This is a genomic window from Listeria welshimeri serovar 6b str. SLCC5334, assembly GCF_000060285.1.
GTDB lineage: Bacteria > Bacillota > Bacilli > Lactobacillales > Listeriaceae > Listeria > Listeria welshimeri.
This window is the reverse complement of the sequence record NC_008555.1, coordinates 499606-518340: the sequence shown is the minus strand read 5'-3', so window position 1 is coordinate 518340 and position 18735 is coordinate 499606. Positions and strand designations below refer to the sequence as shown.

Annotated in this window: 16 protein-coding genes; 5 read left to right on the top strand and 11 right to left on the bottom strand. The window is 35.2% G+C overall.

Going from position 1 to position 18735, the window contains the following annotated elements; all coding sequences use genetic code 11:
• Positions 1–72 precede the first annotated feature (72 nt).
• A complete protein-coding gene (locus LWE_RS02475; RefSeq protein WP_011701327.1) occupies positions 73–1251 on the top strand; it encodes a restriction endonuclease subunit S in 1179 nt (392 codons plus the stop codon).
• A 42-nt stretch (positions 1252–1293) separates the two neighbouring features.
• On the opposite strand, the gene LWE_RS02470 is transcribed toward LWE_RS02475, so the two are convergent.
• The 6 genes from LWE_RS02470 to LWE_RS02445 form a co-directional block, all read right to left on the bottom strand.
• Complete coding sequence (locus LWE_RS02470; RefSeq protein WP_011701326.1) at positions 1294–2223, bottom strand: site-specific integrase; 930 nt, start codon at positions 2221–2223, stop codon at positions 1294–1296.
• A gap of 84 nt (positions 2224–2307) precedes the next feature.
• A complete protein-coding gene (locus LWE_RS02465; RefSeq protein WP_011701325.1) occupies positions 2308–3516 on the bottom strand; it encodes a restriction endonuclease subunit S in 1209 nt (402 codons plus the stop codon).
• A complete protein-coding gene (locus LWE_RS02460) occupies positions 3513–5102 on the bottom strand; it encodes a type I restriction-modification system subunit M (protein WP_011701324.1) in 1590 nt (529 codons plus the stop codon). Before LWE_RS02460 ends, LWE_RS02465 begins: the two co-directional genes overlap by 4 nt.
• A gap of 47 nt (positions 5103–5149) precedes the next feature.
• Entirely contained in the window at positions 5150–8137 is a 2988-nt protein-coding gene (locus tag LWE_RS02455; RefSeq protein WP_011701323.1) for a type I restriction endonuclease subunit R, read from the bottom strand.
• Between the two features lie 277 nt (positions 8138–8414).
• The gene (locus LWE_RS02450; protein ID WP_077904703.1) at positions 8415–9419 is read right to left on the bottom strand and encodes an ROK family transcriptional regulator; all 1005 of its coding nucleotides are present in this window, start codon (positions 9417–9419) and stop codon (positions 8415–8417) included.
• A 130-nt stretch (positions 9420–9549) separates the two neighbouring features.
• Positions 9550–10965, bottom strand: coding sequence for a DHA2 family efflux MFS transporter permease subunit (locus LWE_RS02445; RefSeq protein WP_011701321.1), 1416 nt, complete (start codon positions 10963–10965; stop codon positions 9550–9552).
• 144 nt (positions 10966–11109) lie between these two features.
• On the opposite strand from LWE_RS02445, the gene LWE_RS02440 reads away from it, so the two are divergent.
• Positions 11110–11478, top strand: a complete 369-nt coding sequence (locus tag LWE_RS02440; protein WP_011701320.1) for a DUF1304 domain-containing protein — start codon at positions 11110–11112, stop codon at positions 11476–11478.
• Positions 11479–11721: 243 nt separating this feature from the next.
• Entirely contained in the window at positions 11722–12537 is an 816-nt protein-coding gene (locus LWE_RS02435) for a histidine phosphatase family protein (RefSeq protein WP_011701319.1), read from the top strand.
• A 78-nt stretch (positions 12538–12615) separates the two neighbouring features.
• On the opposite strand, the gene LWE_RS02430 is transcribed toward LWE_RS02435, so the two are convergent.
• Together LWE_RS02430 and LWE_RS02425 are read right to left on the bottom strand one after the other, a co-directional pair.
• Positions 12616–13047, bottom strand: coding sequence for a universal stress protein (locus LWE_RS02430; protein WP_011701318.1), 432 nt, complete (start codon positions 13045–13047; stop codon positions 12616–12618).
• Positions 13048–13147: 100 nt separating this feature from the next.
• A complete protein-coding gene (locus tag LWE_RS02425; RefSeq protein ID WP_011701317.1) occupies positions 13148–15016 on the bottom strand; it encodes a LapB repeat-containing protein in 1869 nt (622 codons plus the stop codon).
• A 390-nt stretch (positions 15017–15406) separates the two neighbouring features.
• Between LWE_RS02425 and LWE_RS02420 the strand changes: the two genes are divergently transcribed.
• A complete protein-coding gene (locus tag LWE_RS02420) occupies positions 15407–15865 on the top strand; it encodes a MarR family transcriptional regulator (protein ID WP_011701316.1) in 459 nt (152 codons plus the stop codon).
• A 6-nt stretch (positions 15866–15871) separates the two neighbouring features.
• Entirely contained in the window at positions 15872–16231 is a 360-nt protein-coding gene (locus LWE_RS02415) for a Lin0512 family protein (RefSeq protein WP_011701315.1), read from the top strand.
• Positions 16232–16263: 32 nt separating this feature from the next.
• On the opposite strand, the gene LWE_RS02410 is transcribed toward LWE_RS02415, so the two are convergent.
• The 3 genes from LWE_RS02410 to LWE_RS02400 all read right to left on the bottom strand — a co-directional run bounded on the left by LWE_RS02410 (position 16264) and on the right by LWE_RS02400 (position 18724).
• A complete protein-coding gene (locus tag LWE_RS02410) occupies positions 16264–16932 on the bottom strand; it encodes a type 1 glutamine amidotransferase (RefSeq protein ID WP_011701314.1) in 669 nt (222 codons plus the stop codon).
• 99 nt (positions 16933–17031) lie between these two features.
• Entirely contained in the window at positions 17032–17610 is a 579-nt protein-coding gene (locus LWE_RS02405) for a hypothetical protein (RefSeq protein ID WP_011701313.1), read from the bottom strand.
• Between the two features lie 178 nt (positions 17611–17788).
• Positions 17789–18724 carry a ribose-phosphate diphosphokinase gene (locus tag LWE_RS02400; RefSeq protein ID WP_011701312.1) on the bottom strand — a complete coding sequence of 312 codons (936 nt, stop codon included), beginning with the start codon at positions 18722–18724 and terminating at the stop codon, positions 17789–17791.
• Positions 18725–18735: the final 11 nt, after the last annotated feature.

Genomic DNA, 18735 nt, shown 5'->3' with positions numbered 1-18735 from the left:
GTAAAGTGTAAATACAGATATTTTTAAGTAATATAGTTTTTTTAAAGGGGCACTTTTTGTTGCCTCTTTTTTATGTGTTTTTTCGCTTTATCTTTTAACTTCAACTTATCATTTCTAGCTTGGGAACAGCGTAAGCTAGAGGAATTAGCTGCTTTTTCAAAAGGAATTGGCTATACAAAAAATGACTTAGTAGAAAAAGGTATACCTTTAGTTCTTTACGGACGTCTATATACAAAATATGAAACAATCATTACTGAGGTTAATACTTTTACAAAAATGAAAGATAAATCAGTTGTCAGCAAAGGGAATGAGGTAGTAGTACCATCATCAGGTGAAACAGCGAAAGATATTTCAAGAGCATCGGTAATAGGAGCGGAGGGATTTATTTTAGGTGGAGATTTGAATATTATTCAACCTAAAAGAGAACTTAATTCAATTTTTTTAGCATTGACTATTTCAAATGGTGAACAACAAAAGGAAATAATAAAACGTGCTCAAGGAAAATCAGTTGTTCATTTATACAATACAGATTTAAAGCAAGTCAAATTATCTTATCCAATTTTTAATGAACAACAAAAAATAGGTGACTTTTTCAAACAACTCGATAATACTATCGCTCTTCATCAACGTAAGCTAGATGCTTTAAAGCTGATGAAGAAAGGGTTATTACAGCAAATGTTCGCTAATAATGAGGAAAAAGCTCCTAGGTTACGTTTTATTAATTTTGACGAAGAATGGGAGCAGCGTAAGTTAAATGAAATTGCAAATAGATATGATAATTTGAGGGTTCCTATAACTGCATCAGCTAGGATCTCCGGTACTACACCATATTACGGTGCGAATGGTATTCAAGATTATGTAGAAGGATTTACACATGATGGAGAATTTATTTTAGTAGCTGAAGATGGGGCAAATAACGTGAAAAATTATCCTGTGCAGCACGTAAATGGTAAAATTTGGGTGAATAATCATGCTCATGTATTACAGGCAAAAGAAAATAAACATGACAATAAATTTTTAATGAATGCTATTAAGATTATAAGGTTCGAACCATTTTTAGTAGGCGGAGGGAGAGCTAAATTAAATTCAGATGTTATGATGAAATTGATAGTTAAGTTTCCTTGTTATGAAGAACAAAAAAAAATAGGAACTTTCTTACAAAGATTGGAGAATGTTATTACTCTTCATAAAAACAAAATAAATAAACTCTCTTCTCTAAAAAAGACCTATTTACAAAATATGCTCATATAGTTCAAATCCCCCATCTGGTTTTAATAGATGGGGGATTTCTTATCACATTAACATTGATAAATGACGTATAATTTTATCATTATCTTGATTCTCCAATTCCTGAATAACATGAAGGTATGTTTCCTGAGTAGTAGTCATACTTGAATGCCCTAATCTATTCGCAACGCTTGCAATCGAAACTCCGGCAAATAAAAGTAAAGAAGCATGGGTATGTCGTAAACTATGGACAGTGATAGTTGGTATATTGGCGTTTTCACACAACACTTTTAAACGATTATTGATAGTAGAATTAAATACTCTACTTTTAACAAAAATTGGTTTATCTGGATCTTTCATTTTAATTAACTGGGAAAATTGCATTGCTAATTGCCAATCAATTTGAATTTTTCTATTGGAAGATTCGTTTTTTGTCGGCTGAAAAGAACCAGTAACCATTTTGTAATCCCAGGTTTTGTTAATAATAATTTTTTGCTTGGAAAAATCGAAGTCTGAAGGGGTTAGAGCTAATGCTTCTGAAAATCGAAGCCCAGTTTTAATGATTAATAGAATAAACCAATCCCAATTTATATCTTCTTTTAAATTTAATTCTTTTAATAATGCTTGAACTTCAAATTGATTTAAAAATTTTGCTTTTTTTAATCGAGGCGTTTTCCCTTTAATCACAATTTTCCTTGTGGGGTTTTGGCTGAGAACACCCTCGTCTACAGCATCTAAAATAGCGCCTTTCAAATGATGATGAAAATCCATAGTTGTTTGTTTCTCATGAGTAAGTGCATAATTATTTAGCAGTTGCTGATAAGTATAACGATCAAGATCCTTAATTCTTAAATCTGGCGCCAGTTCTTGGATTTTTTGTTCTGTTACATAGTATTTCTGTAAGGTAATTGAACGTATTGCTCCAACTTTATAAAGATTTACCCATTCTTTAAAATACTCATGAAATGTTTGTTCTTTTCTCTTTTTCGCTTTCATAAAAAACCTCCTAAGATAATAAATAGATGAGTTGATCACCTTTTATTATTATCTTAGGAGTTAGTTTAAGTGTAAATGTTTTAATTAAATGAACATAGTTTGCAAATAAGCTTTTTTTAACTTTTTTAGTCGTTCTATTTTGTTTTGATGAAATGTAGAAGTGTATTCTAATTTTCGTAATAAGTTAGTAATTTTTATTTGCTCTTCATTCGTTGGTATTTTAATCTTAATTTTAGATAAAGATGGGAATTTTAAATTCCATGTATCTGAAGTTAATCCTTGTGAGTTACGCTGAAAAGTTTGAATCATATCATTTTTTTTAAATATATAAGCTATAAACATTGCATTAATATTTTTTATTGGATAAATTACAGTATAAGCTGGGCTGAGTATTCCGTTATAAGATGAATACCCGCTCGCCCCTTGCCACATACGCATAGAGTTATATGCTATATCACCTTTTTTTACAACTTTATAATTAGATTTATCAAAACTAGAGTTGTCTTTTTTCTCTAATTTAGAAGCTTTAATTACTCCTGAATTAATAGTTACAGAAATTAGCTCTCCGTCCGCACTTCGTTCTGATCTTTCATTAAAAACATCTCCCAACTTACGCTGTTCCCATTTACCATCAAAATCAGCAAACCGTATCTTGGGGATATCCGCTTCGCTTTTGGGAAACATTTGCTGTAATAACCCTTTCTTCATCAGCTTTAAAGCCTCTAACTTACGTTGATGAAGAGCGATAGTATTATCGAGTTGTTTGAAGAAAGAGCCTATTTTTTGTTGTTCTTCTCTACTTGATGGTTTGTTAATTTTTTTCTCTAACAAGTCTGATTTAGTGATTCCTTTAATTGAAGTTCCTTGAATATTGTTTAATTCTCTTTGAAGCATCATATATATAGAATAAACTCCAAAATTAGAATCTACTTGTAAGTTAGAAAGAGACAAGAAATCCTGACTAGTTGTGTATTCAAAGGGCATAAATACTAGTTTTCCTACGCCTACTCGTGAAACAATTGCAATTGAATTAGCTGGAATAAATTTAGTCGCTGAACTTTTTATGGCTAATTCTGTAATATGTTTTTTAGGGATTATATTAAATAAATTACTTATTGACAAATCACTACTTTGTATCCAAGGGATTTCTCCGCTCCAATATTCAGGCACATTAGTTTTAGGAGTTCCTCCACCATAAGTGTGTATTGCATAATCTAAAACCTTACGCTGTTCCCAAGCTTCAGAAAAGCCTTTAAACCGGATTATTGGCACTCTTTTTTCTAAATTTTTCATCGAAATACCGCCTTAGTAGCTTCAATTATATCCTTTGTATCCGTAGTAACAGCTAACTCATCTAATAAACCAAGAAAATCAGTTTCAGCTTTTTTTATATCAGCATTTAATGCAACCATTTCATTACCAAGTGCAACCAAATCAATAGTTTCTTCTTCTTCAAAAGTATCCACATATCGAGGAATATTTAAATTATAATCATTTTCTTTTATTTCATCCAAAGTTGCTACATGAGAATATTTATTTATCTCTTTACGATTAATTACTGTATCAACAATTTTGTCTACATCTTCAGAACGTAAACTGTTTTGCTTTTTCGTTTTCTCAAATTCTTTACTCGCATCAATAAATAGAACATCCGACTCAATACGATTTTTTCTTAAAATAACAACACAAACTGGGATAGCGGCATTTAAGAATAATTTTTCAGGAAAACCAATTATCGCCTCAATCTGGTGCTTATCAATTAAAGCTTTTCGGATACGCCCCTCAGAAGCTCCGCGGAATAATACACCATGTGGTAAAATTATCGCCATGCGTCCATTATCTTCTAAGTGATACAAACAGTGTAATAAAAAGGCATAATCAGCTTTTGTCTTAGGCGAAACACCATATTCCCGCCATCTTGGATCATCTTCACGATCTTTATTATTCCAATGTGCTGAATAAGGAGGATTCGCCATTACCACATCAAACATTCGAGGAGTATCTTTTCCATCCACTACCCCATCTGGCCAGTCACTTTCAAGTGTATCCGCATGATTAATATTAATATCATTATATTCAATACCATGCATCATCAAATTCATTCTTGATAAGCGGTAAGGTGTTGCATCTTTTTCTTGACCATAATACTTAATTACCCCGCGTCTACCTGAGTTCTTCATATAACTTGCGGTTGTAAGTAATAGTGAACCAGAACCAACAGTAGGATCAAAAATAGAAAATTTTTCCATATCTTCTCGGCCAAAAGTTAAAATTCGAGCCATTACATTAGATATTTCTTTTGGTGTATAGTATTGTCCCATATCAGATGCTAGGACAGTAGCAAATTGTGCAACTAGATACTCATAAATATCTGAAACAGTATCATTACTACCAGATAAATCAAATTCAGGAGAGGATAGTAATTCAATCATAGAAATCATGACACTAGCCCTAGCTTGCGCATTAGCACCTAAATCCGCACTATCAAAGCGCATGCCATCAAAAATTCCTTCAAAATCATTTTTCGCTTCAAATGCAACTTGTTGATTAAAATGCGTAAATGTATCTGTCATCATTCCAATATTGAAACGGTCTGTATCAATTGCTTTTTTCCAGTCTACAAAGAATTCATTTGGTTGAATCGCATATCCAAGATTCTTTTTCATATAATTTAAGGCCTTTACGGAATCTTGAGAATAAACACTCTCCCATTTTTCCCCACGTAATACGCCATTTAGCCAATGTGTTGCTTTTTCAGATAAATATTTATAAAACAAAATTCCGAAGATATAGTCTTTATATGCAGTTAAACCAATTTGGCCGCGTGTTTGATTGAGCATTGCCCACATTTTTGCTTTTTGTTCAGTTGATAATGCCATTATGTTTTTTCCTTCTTTCTCTTATTATAAATAAAACTCATATTTGCTTATAGTGAATTGAAGAATGCCATTAGCTCTTCTTCAAAATCAGAGGCTTCAAAAAATCCGATATTTTCCTCTTCTTCAATCTCACGTACAATATCCGCTAGCTTTGGATTATCAATGAGCGTATGCCCTGGTAAGAATAAGTCGAAAGCTTCCACAATACGATTACCATTGACTTTTTGGTTAGCTGCCCAACGGCGAACTTTAAGCTCTCGATGTTCCGTGCGGTATTTCTTACGTGTTTCCTGAAGAGAATCGGTTGTAAAATGTTCTGTAATATTACCTGCTTCAATATCATCCACGATCCCATGGATTTCATGTTGGCTTTCTTCATCCATTGGTACAATGTGTTTTTCGATAGCATCTTTATTACTTTTATTTTTTTCGTCCATAAAGGTATTCAGAAACTCAACTAACATATCATAGTCAATTATCTCGTGATGATAAAATTCAATTCCAATTTTTATTTCAGTAAGGTCAGGACGTTCTTCAGGAGGTAATTTTTCCTTTGCATCATATAAACGAGCTTGTAAAGCACCAAATTCATCAATACTTGAAATGTTCAAACGAACCATTTTTCCAGTCGCTTCACCTTGTTCATTTAGTTCCTCAATCTCGCTCCCTAACTCGTAACCCTGTTGTACTAATTGCTGGATCTTGGTTTGAGTAGTTAAAGCAAGATTAACAAATTCTTTTAGATCATTTTGACCTCGTGGAACTTGACTAAAATCGTCGCCAGCAAGCTCTTTCAATCTTAAGACAGCTTCTTCTAGTTCGTTGATTTGATGGCTCTGGGGCTTTGCAAGAATATCGTCATTTTCTAAATCTTTAGGTAGCTGATTTTTTGTCTCTTCTTCTGCTTCTTGAAGAGTATCATTGCCACCTCTCGTATAAATACGTAGCGCATTTTCAACAAATTCGCGCATTTCATCACCTTGGCGATAAAAACGTACTTTCCCATGTGGTTTGCTGTTAAGGTCAAAAGTTCGATTTGTTCTAGAAATCGCCTGTATTAGCATTCCTTCTCTGAGCATTTTGTCCATGTAGATTACGTTGATGAACTTTGAATCAAAGCCCGTTAAAAGCTGATCTGAAACAATTACTAAATCTAATCTATCATCTTCTTTACCTTGATTATATGGTCTTTTACGTGCTAATCGCTTAGTTAAATCCAACATGTAAGCTCGAGCTGGATCCTTTGCGTCTAAAATGCTTGGAACATTGAATTTTTCAGTATAGTCTTTAATCGCAATTTTAAGCGCCTCATTTTGTTCCTTTGTGCCATGTTCATTAGATTCATCACGTGAAAATGTCATTGCTACATTTAAATGAGAACCTTTCGATTTGAAAATATTATAATAGTTTACAGCCGCTTGTTTACCTGACACTGCAAACATCGCTTGGAAAGCATTCTCTTCACGCTTACCTGCAATTAATGCCCCTCCAGATGTTTTCGTCCAGTTATCGAGGATATCTTTTACGACTTCTTGACGGTAGATATCACTTTGATATACTTCTTTTTCATAGTCTTTTTCAGAAAAGTCTTCTTGTGGATGTTCAACCACCCAATGCGGTTTGAAATAAGTTACATCAAAGCCTAAGACATTTCCATCACCAATAGCATCTTTAATGGTATATGTATGTAGTCGTTTGCCAAATATATCATGCGTTGAAATTTCTCGAGTTGTTTTGACATCATTTATTTCATCACTGTAAAAGTTCGGAGTGCCCGTGAACCCAAACCAAGTTGTCTTCTTGAGTGCCTTTTTGATTAACTTTACAGATTCTCCACTCGCGCTTCGGTGCGCCTCATCCATAATAATGACATTCCAGTCGTCATTTTCTAAACCTTTTTTAACAGCTTTTGTCAACCCTTGAACTGAAATCAATAAAATTTGCGAGGAGCCTTTTCTCTTTAATTCTCTCTTTAACTCTCTTCCATTAACCTTCTTAATGCGATTTTTAAAGTGAGCATATGCGAAACTTTTAAAATTTTCAAGTGTTTGGTCTATTAAGTCAATACGATCCACAATAAATAGTACATTTTTAATTCTAGGTGCAGATGCTAAAAGTTGTGCAACCTTAAAGGAAGTAACTGTCTTGCCTGATCCAGTTGTATGCCATATATACCCGCCCTCTTTTTGCACAAGTCCGCTTGCTTCCATTTCTTTCATGCGTTGTAAAATTTCCCTTGTTGCTTGAATTTGGTAGCTGCGCATTACCATTATGTTATCATTTGACGCATCCGGGATCATATTAACTGTAACTAAGCGGTGGAGAGCAGGGATACTCATTACTTGATGAATAAATTCAAATGCATCCGTAATATCTTTATTATTTTCGTCCCGCCAGCCAAACACAAAAGTTTTATTATATTGTTCAAATGCATTTGGACGAGCAAAATAATGTGCCGAATGTTGACTCATGATAACTTGAACTTGTACAAAAGCAAACAATCCTTTATACAGTCCGTCACCATGATAACCTTTGAGTTGTTCAAAAGCTCGCCACTGATTTTGCAAATGCTCATCTTTTTCTTCAATATGTACTACCGGAATTCCATTAATAAGTAAAGCTACATCAATTATACGTTTTGTTGTTAATCCTTCAGGTAGGTTATCAAATCTAACTTGATTGACAATTTCATATCGAGAGCGCCCGCCTGCTACATCATCTTCATAAAAAATTTCAACTTCCAAGCTTGAACCATCATCACGAGTAATAGGAATGGATCCCACTCCACCTGCACCCACTAATAATAATTGAGCATCATATGGTGTTCTAATACGTTGTAGTTCTTGAAGAATTAATCCAAACTCAATTTCTGACAATAGTACTCCATTGAGTTTATGAGCGTTAGTTTCATTTAAGATATCACGCCAATGCTCTTCAAGTTTATTAATACTAACATTGGATAAATCTTCCCGATAAGTCCATCCTTCAGTTTCAAGCTTTTTAATTAAAGCTGCTTCAAATTTTGCTTCTGCCACATAAATACGTCCTTTCGCAATTTTGTTATGAACTATTACTGTAATTTTCTCTATATCATACTTCATAGTTCCCATAAAAAATTTAGCTTATGCTGTTTTTCAGTGTAAGTATTGCATTTACACTTGTTATTATATCATGTATTAAAGTTATTGTTTTAAAATTATATTAATTCAGCTACTTAACTATATTTTATTACTCTTTTCTTCATAGACTTAAAATTTTTTGTTGAATAATAAAGAAAATGCTCTAAAAATCTAGAGCATTTTCTTTCCAAAGTTATATCCGCCAATCCGTCAAATTATTCTCCAAATAATCAATCCCAAACGCCAGAAGACCAATCCGATAATCTGTCGTAAACTTGCGTGATAACACAATTTTCGGCAAAGTCGCATACGGATAAACTTGCTTCAATTCCGCCGTCAGTTCCTCCGTATAATCCTTTTGTCCGAAGTAAAAATTCGTATATAACACAATCGTTTCCGGATCATAAAAACTCATCGTGAGAAGCACCATTTTTCGAATATGCGCTTTAATTTCATCCACCGAAAAATCAAAGTTATCCCAGTCCACCTGCAGCGGCATATGCTTAATCTCCCCAGCCAGACCGTTTCGTCCTTTCAAAATCTCGCCATTCATCAGAAGTCCCGCACCCGGTGGAAAACGCTCCGGATAATAAAGCCCCACAATATTCTCCTCTTCAACCGGTCGATTTTTATATCCTAAAATCGCTGCATTCGTATCCGTTTCGACCAACACCGGTAAATTAACTTCCGCTTCCACTGTTTCCCGCAAATGAACATTTAAAAGTAATGGAAAGTCCATCGCGCGCAGTCTACCGCCAATCTCAATACCCGGAACTCCCATAACAATACAAGAAATCTTAGGAAAAGCGCACACAAGATCTTTAATATTCCGTTTAAGCGCAGTAATATCTAAGTCCTCACCAGACATATCTTCTACAAATTCTGGCTCACCAAGCAAATTAAAAACCGAAAAAGAATACGTAATTTTCTTCCATTTCTCCTGCAAACTAACAACCAATACTAATTGATAATTAGGATTAATTTGATATGAAATCGCTCTTCTTCCGCCTGTCGCCACCGAATTATCTTGTTCTAAAATCTCTTCACTTTCTGTTAAATCCCGAATCAACTTATTGACAGTCACCACACTAAGCCCAGTCACATCAGCGATTTCCGCTTTCGTCATCGCACCTTGTTGCCGTAAAATTGACTTAATATTTTTCTTATTTAGTTCTTTTAAATCACGAGGAAGTGCCATCATCAATCGCTCCAATCGCAAAGTTATTAAACAAACTTTATAAACTATATTTAATATCATTTTAACCACTCAGAACCTATTTGTCAAAACAAAAAAGAACCTCTCATTACGAGAAGTTCTCTTCGCTTTATTATTTAGCTTTACGAATAAAGAGCGAACACAGAAGTCCGATACAAGCCATAATTAGTCCAAAGACGAAGGCATTTTGGATTCCTGCTGTCAGTGAAGCAACCATTTGCTCTGGTCCCATTCCTTGTGCCGTTTCCATATAAGCTTTTTGTCCAGCAGACATGATCGTAATCGCAACAGCTGTTCCAATCGCACCGGAAACTTGTTGCAATGTGTTCATAATCGCCGTGCCATCAGGATATAAATTTCGTGGTAATTGGTTTAACCCGTTCGTTTGTGCTGGCATCATGACCATCGAAATCCCAATCATTAACACGGAATGTAGCACGATAATTGTTAGTGCAGATGTGCCAACTTCTATTCTTGTTAAGAAAAATAGCGCCACAACTGCTACGATAAATCCTGGAATAACAAGTGCGCGTGGACCGTATGCATCAAACAAACGCCCAGTAAATGGTGACATTAAACCATTCAGCACCCCGCCTGGGAGTAGCACTAATCCCGCAGAAAATGCCGCGAGTGCTAAACTATTTTGCAAGTATAGCGGTAGTAAAATCATCGTCGACAGAATCATCATAAAACTGATAAATACTAAAATAAGTCCTAACGTGAACATTGGGTATTTAAATACTTTCAAGTCCATTAAAGGTTTTTCCATCGTTAGTTGGCGCCAAACAAAGAGTCCAAGTGCAATGCCACCACCAATGATAGAAACTAACACTGTCGCGCTTCCCCAGCCACTTTCTCCCGCACTACTAAAGGCAAATACAACTCCACCAAAACCTAGCGTCGAAAGAATAATCGATAAAATATCAATTTTCGGCTTCGTAACAACCGAAACATTTTGCATAAATTTCATTCCGAATAATAGTGCAATAATTAAGAATGGCAAGGAAATCCAGAAAATCCAGTTCCAAGTTAAGTTTTCTAAAATAAGTCCTGAAATCGTTGGACCAACTGCTGGCGCAAACATAATTACCAGACCAATCATTCCCATTGCTGAGCCACGTTTATGCTCTGGGAAAATCAGTAAAATTGTGTTAAACATTAACGGTAGTAATAGCGCCGTACCTACTGCTTGCACTACACGTCCAATCATTAACATCGCAAACGTTGGCGAAAGTGCCGCAATAAGCGTACCAGCAATCGAAAAACTCACTGCTGTAAAAAATAAACCTCGTGTCGTAAACCATTGTAAAAGTAATCCCGAAATCGGTACTAATATTCCAAGCGTTAGCAAATAGCCTGTCGTAAGCCACTGTACTGTCGCTGAACTAATATCAAACACCTGAATCAAATCACTAAGCGCCATGTTAAGAGCAGTTTCACTAAATAGTCCAATAAAACCTGCCATCAAAAACGAGGCAATAATCGGTATCGGACGAATCTTCTGCCCACCTGTTGCTTCTTGTTGCATATAATTTCCCCCTTTTCAGACTAAAATTTAGTAGTCTACGTTTGATATTACGGAGATTTCGCCAATAAGTCAACGTTTCAAGCTTTATTTTCATGAAAAATTTACAATTCATGCTATACTTCGAAGTAGAAAAGAGGGATTTAGATGACCATTTTAGCATTTATTTTAACTTTCATCGTTATGATAGAACATATTTATATTATGATTTTAGAAATGTTTTTCGCCAATACCAAACTCGCATCGAGGACGTTCGGTGTAGAGAAGGAACTACTTGCGAATAAGAAAGTCCAGACGCTGTTTGCGAATCAAGGGCTTTATAACGGCTTTCTTGCAGCAGGACTTGTGTGGGGATTGTTTTTCGCTGGAGCAGAGATGGCTGAAACTGTGCAGATTTTCTTTTTAAGTTGTGTGGTTGTGGCGGCGCTGTTTGGCGGCGCGACTTCTTCTAAGGGAATTTTGGTTAAACAGGGCTTGCCGGCGGTTTTGGCGTTGGTTGCGGTTTTGTTGGTTTAGAAGATTTTGGGAAAGGCTTGGATTTTGGTTCAGGTCTTTTTTATTTCTACAAATTTTTCTCCAAACCCAAACTTGTAAACGCTTTCTATTCATGCTAAAATCATCTTATAAACAAATATCCTTATTCAGGAATGTTACCTAATTTGGGCATAACCTAGATAAAACGAAAATTGGCTTTTGGGGCTGTTTTTTCGATTTATCTGGGTTTTTATTTTGCTAAAAAACATAAAAAAGGAGAAAAAGATGAAGAAAAATATTTGGAAATTAATGATGGTGTTTTGTGCATTACTTTTGATTGCGGGTTGTGGTAATGATACTTCTACGAGCAAAGCAGACAGCAAAGAGAAAGAAAAAGATGGCACAGTGACATTTTATGTAGTACGTCATGGTAAAACGATGTTAAACACAACTGATCGTGTACAAGGTTGGTCTGATGCGGTTCTTACTCCTGATGGGGAAAAAGTTGTAACAGCTGCTGGCAAAGGATTAAAAGATGTAGATTTTGGTGCAGCTTATAGCAGTGATAGCGGTCGTGCAATCCAAACAGCAAACCTAATTTTAAAGGAAAGTGATAAATCCGCTGACAAAAAGCTCCAAACAGATGAGCGTTTCCGTGAATTTAACTTTGGTTCATATGAAGGTGACTTAAACGAAAATATGTGGACTGATATCGCGAAAAGCCAAGGGAAAACATTGGAAGAATGGCAAAGTGCAGGACTTTCTCCTAAAGATTTTGCGAATAGTGTAGCCGCTCTTGATAAAAAACGTGTCAAAGAAGGAGAAAATTGGCCTGCTGAAGATTATGCAACTATTCAAGCTCGTCTAAAAGAAGGTTTGACGGACGTAGCGAAAAAAGAAAGCAAAAAAGGCGACTCTAATGTTCTTCTCGTTTCTCACGGACTTAGTATAGGCGCACTTCTTGATACTATCGAACCGGGATATAAACTTCCTTCAAAAGGTATCCAAAATGCTAGTGTCACAAAAATCACTTATAAAGATGGTAAATTCTCGATTGAGGATGTTAATGATATGAGCTATGTCGAAAATGGTTCAAAATAAAGTAAATGAACTAACTTTTCTATTTTAAACAACAAAAAAAGTAGCTACCTTCCTAAAAAGAAGATAGCTACTTTTTGATTATCTAGCTATTAATGTGTCACAAATCGCATGTGCCAAAATGTAAGAAGAAACGCTACCTAAAACTAATTTTTCCACACGGTTCATCCCGGTTGCTCCACAAATGATTAAATCTGCTTGAAACTCTGCTGGAATATCAGTGGAGAGTAATATTTTAGGATTTCCTTTCGCAACAAAAGTCTCTACTTGCTTCACACCCGCCAACCTTGCTTTTTCTGCATATTCATTAACGCTTGCTTTTAGCTCTAGTTCTGCTTTTTCTTCTAAACTACCATCATAAGAAACATTTGGAGAGAACGCACGCAAATCTACAATACTTGCGATACCGAGCACTCCGTCTAATTTAATTGCTAATTCTAGCCCTTTTTCAAAAGCTAATTTTGCCGGTTCTGAGCCGTCTATTGCAACAAGGATACGGTGATATTTTTCCATAACACAAACCTCCCATAAACTTTTCTTATAGTATCTTTTACCCTATAAAGAGAAATTTAGGCCTCATTATCATTAATTTTTGCTATTAAATTCACATAGTTTACGAATTACGTTTTCGTAAAAGCACCAGTGCCGTTAGACCAAACAATGTTCCTACAGCTACAACTGGTATAGCTCCTAATCCGCTATCCCCTGTTTTTGGAAGTGCTTTGTTTGTTTTGGTTTGCTTTGATTCCGTTTGATTTTTTTCGAATTGACTGACTGTTTTTTGAGTCGGCTGTTCTTTAGTTGTTAATGCACTTGATTTTTCTGTTTGATTTTCTTGCGGTGCCGCTTCAGAGTTCTCACCGAATACTTCTTCTTTTCCAGAATTCTCCGCTTTAGGTTTTTCTTCTGGAGTTGGTTTCGGCTTATCTTCTGGATCCGGTTTTGGTTTATCATCAGTATCTGGCTTAGTCGGGTTTTCCTCACTTGTTACTACTACAATAACAGTTACTGGATCGGCTTGTTGACCACGATTATTTGTTGCATTTAAAGTCACGGTATATTCGCCAGGTGTCGTTAAATCTACCACTTTATCAAAATCACTGGTAATCACGCCATTTCCTGTAACAGATGACTTAATTTCTGTTAAAAATTCATCTACTGATTTAGTAGTAGTGGCTTGTTTATAAGAAATTGTCGGATCTGCTGTGATAACTGGTTTTTCATGAACAACTACTTTTACTTTTATTGGATCCGCTTTTAGACCAGCACTATTTTCAGCATTTAAAGTTACGGTGTATTCGGCTGGTACGTCTAATTTAACTACTTGGTTAAAATCGCTTTGAACAGCCGTTCCATCGTCCGTTTTTGCTTGAACGTCTTTTAAAAATTGTTCTTCAGAAATGGCGTCATATTGATTGTAATCATAGTTTTCATCCGCTGTTAAATCTAACGTGTGACTAATATCGAAATACTGATCGTATGTTCCACTCGAAACAACGTAAGAATTCATATTTGGCGGAGTTGGATAGCTTCCAGTTGGGAAATCATAACGTGCATTATATTCGATTTCAGTTAGGTTATCAAATTCTTCTTTTGTTACGCCACTTACAGTAATACCTTCGTCAGTAATTGCAAGGCGCGAACTTGGTAATGCCACATCATTAAATCCTAAATACGTATTACTTGCAGAGTTGGATTTAGAAAAAGGTGCTACTGTCCCATCGAAACTAGTTAATGGCTTTGGCATCATCGAAAATGGCAAGAATAAGGTTTGATTCGCTTCATCAAAATCCAATTTTCCAGACTTCAATGTGATTCTCGGATTCTCTCTACCCGTGTTTTGTCCGAATGCAGCAAGTGCTTTTAAATTACCATTTTTGAAACTCTCAAAATCGTTTAATGGTCTAAAATCATCAATTCCATCAAATTGTAAGAAAAGCGTATTTAAAGCTGGCAATGAAGCAAGAGCTGAAATATCCGTAATTTTCATTGAATTTTGAGCATATAGATAAGTTAGGTTAGGTAATTTATTAAAACTATTGAAAACTTTATGACTAACATTTTTACTGCTAATACTTATACTTTTCAAGTTAACTAAAGCATGTAAATCAACAAACGTACTATCTGTTACATTGTCTCCACCAACCGTTAAGTAAGATAAAGATTCCACATTTTTAATTGGTGCTAGTGTTTGGATGCTCGTGTTATTAATACTAAGTGTTTCAAGGTTTGATGCTGCTTCTAGACCTGTTAAATCGCTATAATTCGCACCTGATAGTGTGATAGATTTAATAGTAGCCATTTGGTCTGTTGTAATAGGTGCATCACTCGCTTGTTTAAGTAATCCATTTAAATAGGTCTTTAAATTGGTATCAGGAATATTAACATTAGTAGATGTTTCTTCTGCTTGAGCTGAGATGGAAGGATATATCATTAGGAACATACACAGGGTTGCGAGAAATACTTTTAGAATTTTTTTCATATATAGTCTCCTTCGTAATTAATTTCTTTCCAAAGTATACCTTGGTAAAAAACATGCTTCAATACGTTTTGAACAGAAAAAACAACTTTTAGTCTTTTAACTTTTCTGATTATTCTGATATAATTAAAGACAAATGGCTTTAAAAAGGGAAAGAAAGCGATTTATTCATCATTTTTCTAAAAACAGAATTTTCAATTAACGTAACAAATTAGACATATATAGACATTTTATCGTTATTAAACTAGTTCAGAGATACTTAAAAGCACACTAAAAGCACCAAGGAAATAAAACTCGAATTCATTTATTGCGCAAAACTCATTCTTCAACTATTATTCCCTCTACTTATTTATGCTATACTGTTGATATTGATTGAAAAAGGGGTATTATTTTATGAACAATGAGCAAAGTATGAACCAACAAATCGCTTTATTTTACTTTGGTTATAAAGCTTTTACAGAAACAGCAGATTTAATTATTGCTAAACATTCATTAAAGAGATTGCATCATCGCATTCTGTTTTTTACTGCCCGGATGCCAGGTCTTACAATAAATGAACTTCTAACATTTTTAGAGATTTCTAAACAAGCTTTACATCAGCCACTTGCAGAATTAAAAGAGCGCCAACTACTCACGATTGAACAAGGTACACGTGATAAACGACAACGCTGTATTTTCTTAACAACTACTGGCAAAGAACTTGAAAACGAACTAGGTGCCGCCCAACGAAAACAAATGGCAGAAATTTTTGCTGAAACTGCTGATATCAATGGAAATTATTTTTCAGAAGTGATGGCAGGTTACGCAAAAAACCGACCTGGTGCAGCTTTAATAAAAGATTTTAAGGAGTGATTAATAATGAAACAACTTTTATTTATTCAAACTGGTTTTGGTGTTGATGTGCACGGACAAAATATAACTAAAGCTGCTGAACGTGCTGTTCGAAATGCGATTTTCACTAATTCAATGCCTGGGATAGAGGCACTTCTTCCAGATGGCGATTTACAAAATATGGTAGTAAACATTAAGCTAGCATTACCATGTGATGCCGATAAACTAGATGAAAATGCCATTCGTTCGATTATCCCATACGGTACTGTCACAATTGAAAAAATGGCCGGCGGAATGATGACAACTAGCGGAATTTTCTTAGAGGACAAAGAAGATAAGAACGATTTAATGTATATTGTGAATGCTTCTGTTGAAACTGGATATTAACAAAAACCATCTGATTTTTAGTCAGATGGTTTTTATTTTATTAAATAATTCAGAATCGCTTCCAGCATTTGTTTATTATTTTCAGGTACATCTATTTTTTGCATGATTTCTACCTTCTGCACATATTTACCTTGTGTGATAAACTCCTTATCAATTTGCAAAATCGTGTCAATTCCCGCCTTCTCCATTTCAAAATGGAATTGTAATCCGATGATATTTTCGCCATATAGAAAGCCTTGATTTAAACAACCCTCACTAGAAAATAACCGTATCGCATTCGCAGGTAAAGAAAATGTGTCTTGATGCCAATGAAAAACATTTAACGATTCTTTTAAAAAAGGTAATGCACTGGATGTTCGCTTGACTGGAAACCACCCGACTTCTTTTTCTTTATTTACTGTGATTTCACTTCCAAATGTGGCTGCGATTTGCTGGGCTCCAAGGCACACACCAAAAACAGGTTTATCTTGTTTGCTTAATCGTTTTATTAAGGCTCGTTCTTCTAGTAACCACGGGAATTCTGCTATATCATTTATTCCCATCGGTCCACCAAGAACAATTAAAAAATCCGAGTCATCTGGAACTTGAGTATTTTCTTCAAACAAATTATGTATTTTTAACTGATGTTGATTTATTTTCGCCCAATTCGCTATAAGTCCAGGTCCTTCATGCGGCACATGTTGCAACACATCAATAATCAATTTATCAGCTCCCGTCATTTTTTCCTATTATGCAGTAGTTCTATAGTTTTCGCAACTACAAAAAAACATCTGCTAAAAATCACAGATGCTTTGATTTACTCATTTATATTTCTCGAAAACTTGCTTTTTAATTTGTTGATACGTTTTTAATTCACCATCGATTCCGCCAAGAAAATCATATTTTTGAATTTCTCCAAGAAGATTGTACTCTTGAATAAAACCTTGTTTTTCTTTAAGAGTTTCACTAAATTTTCCATAACCCATACTGACAAGAGGTCTTACCTTATCCACTGCATCGCTTAGGAATAACGTGTAGGTTTTGTCCTCTTCCATTGCAATATAATTTTCGACAGCAGTGTACTTATTATTCGTTAAATGCCACGGCTCTGAAATATCTATTGTGTCCGCTTTCTTCAAATCGCCTTTATAAGCTTTTAAAATTTCTACCTCACTAGTTGTACTCCCGTTATCCCCAATATCTTTATTCTTTATAAATTTGACTTTAACAATATCCTTACTATTTGCCACTAGATCATCGAAGTCTTTAGGAATTTCGTAGTCCGCTTGAGTAGAAATATTTTTGGCAATTTTAGTATTCTTTGATACTTTTTGATTTTGTAATGAACAACTTGCTGATACTATTACCAGAAACAGCATCATGACTAGCATTTTTTTCATGTTGTTTTCTTCCTCCCTTTAAGTAAAATTTTTTTATGTTTTTTGAGGATTACTTCCTATCTTTGTGTTCTCTTTGAGTTTAGCATAAAACACCAGATTTTTGGTTAGAATTTGCTATTTTACACAAAAAAACAGCAACTTTACTCAGTTGCTGTTTTGAATTAATTATAGTTTGTCCTTAAAATAACGGATGTAATGAACGGTTTTCTTGTACGCCTTCAATTGCGCGACCTAGAATTCGACCGATGGAGATAGTAGTTAATTTATCGAATTGTTTTTCTTCTGGTAAATCAATGGAGTCGGATGTGATGACTTCTTTGATTCTTGAGTTTTGCAAGCGTTCAGTAGCGTTTCCAGCCATAACTGAATGGGTTGCGCAGGCTATAACTTCTAGCGCACCTTTTTCGAGTAAAATATCAGCTGAGGTCGTAGCGCGAACTCCGGTATCGATAATATCATCGACAACTATCGCAACTTTACCTTTGACATCGCCAATCACACTCATAATTTCATCTTCGTGTGGTCGTGGTTTACGGTTTAAAATGGCTATAGGAGCATTTAGTCTGTCAGCAATTCTACGCGCACGAACTACACCACTATGGTCAGGCGCAACTACTACAACATCCTCATTTCCATATTTTTCTATCAAATAATCACCAATAAGCGGAACTGCTGAAAGATGATCGATTGGAATATTGAAAAAGCCCTGAATCTGAGCTGCATGCAAATCAACTGTGATTAAACGATCAGCACCTGCACGTTGGATAAGATTTGCCATTAATTTGGCAGTTATAGGTTCTCTTGAGCGTGCTTTTCTGTCCTGACGAGCATAGCCATAATAAGGCATAATTATATTGATTGAGTGAACGGAAGCACGTTTTAAAGCATCTACCATAATTAAAAGTTCCATTAAGCGTTCATTGACGTTTGCGTTCATGGATTGCACTACATACGCATTCGTCCCGCGGATACTCTCCTCAATATTAACTTTTACTTCTCCGTCACTGAACTTCTGAAGCTCCACCTCACATAAAGGTATATCTAAATAATCTGCAATTTTTGTCGCAAGTGGTCTCTCACTCGTCACAGAAAAAAGTTTCATTTTGCCTGCCATTGCTATCTCCT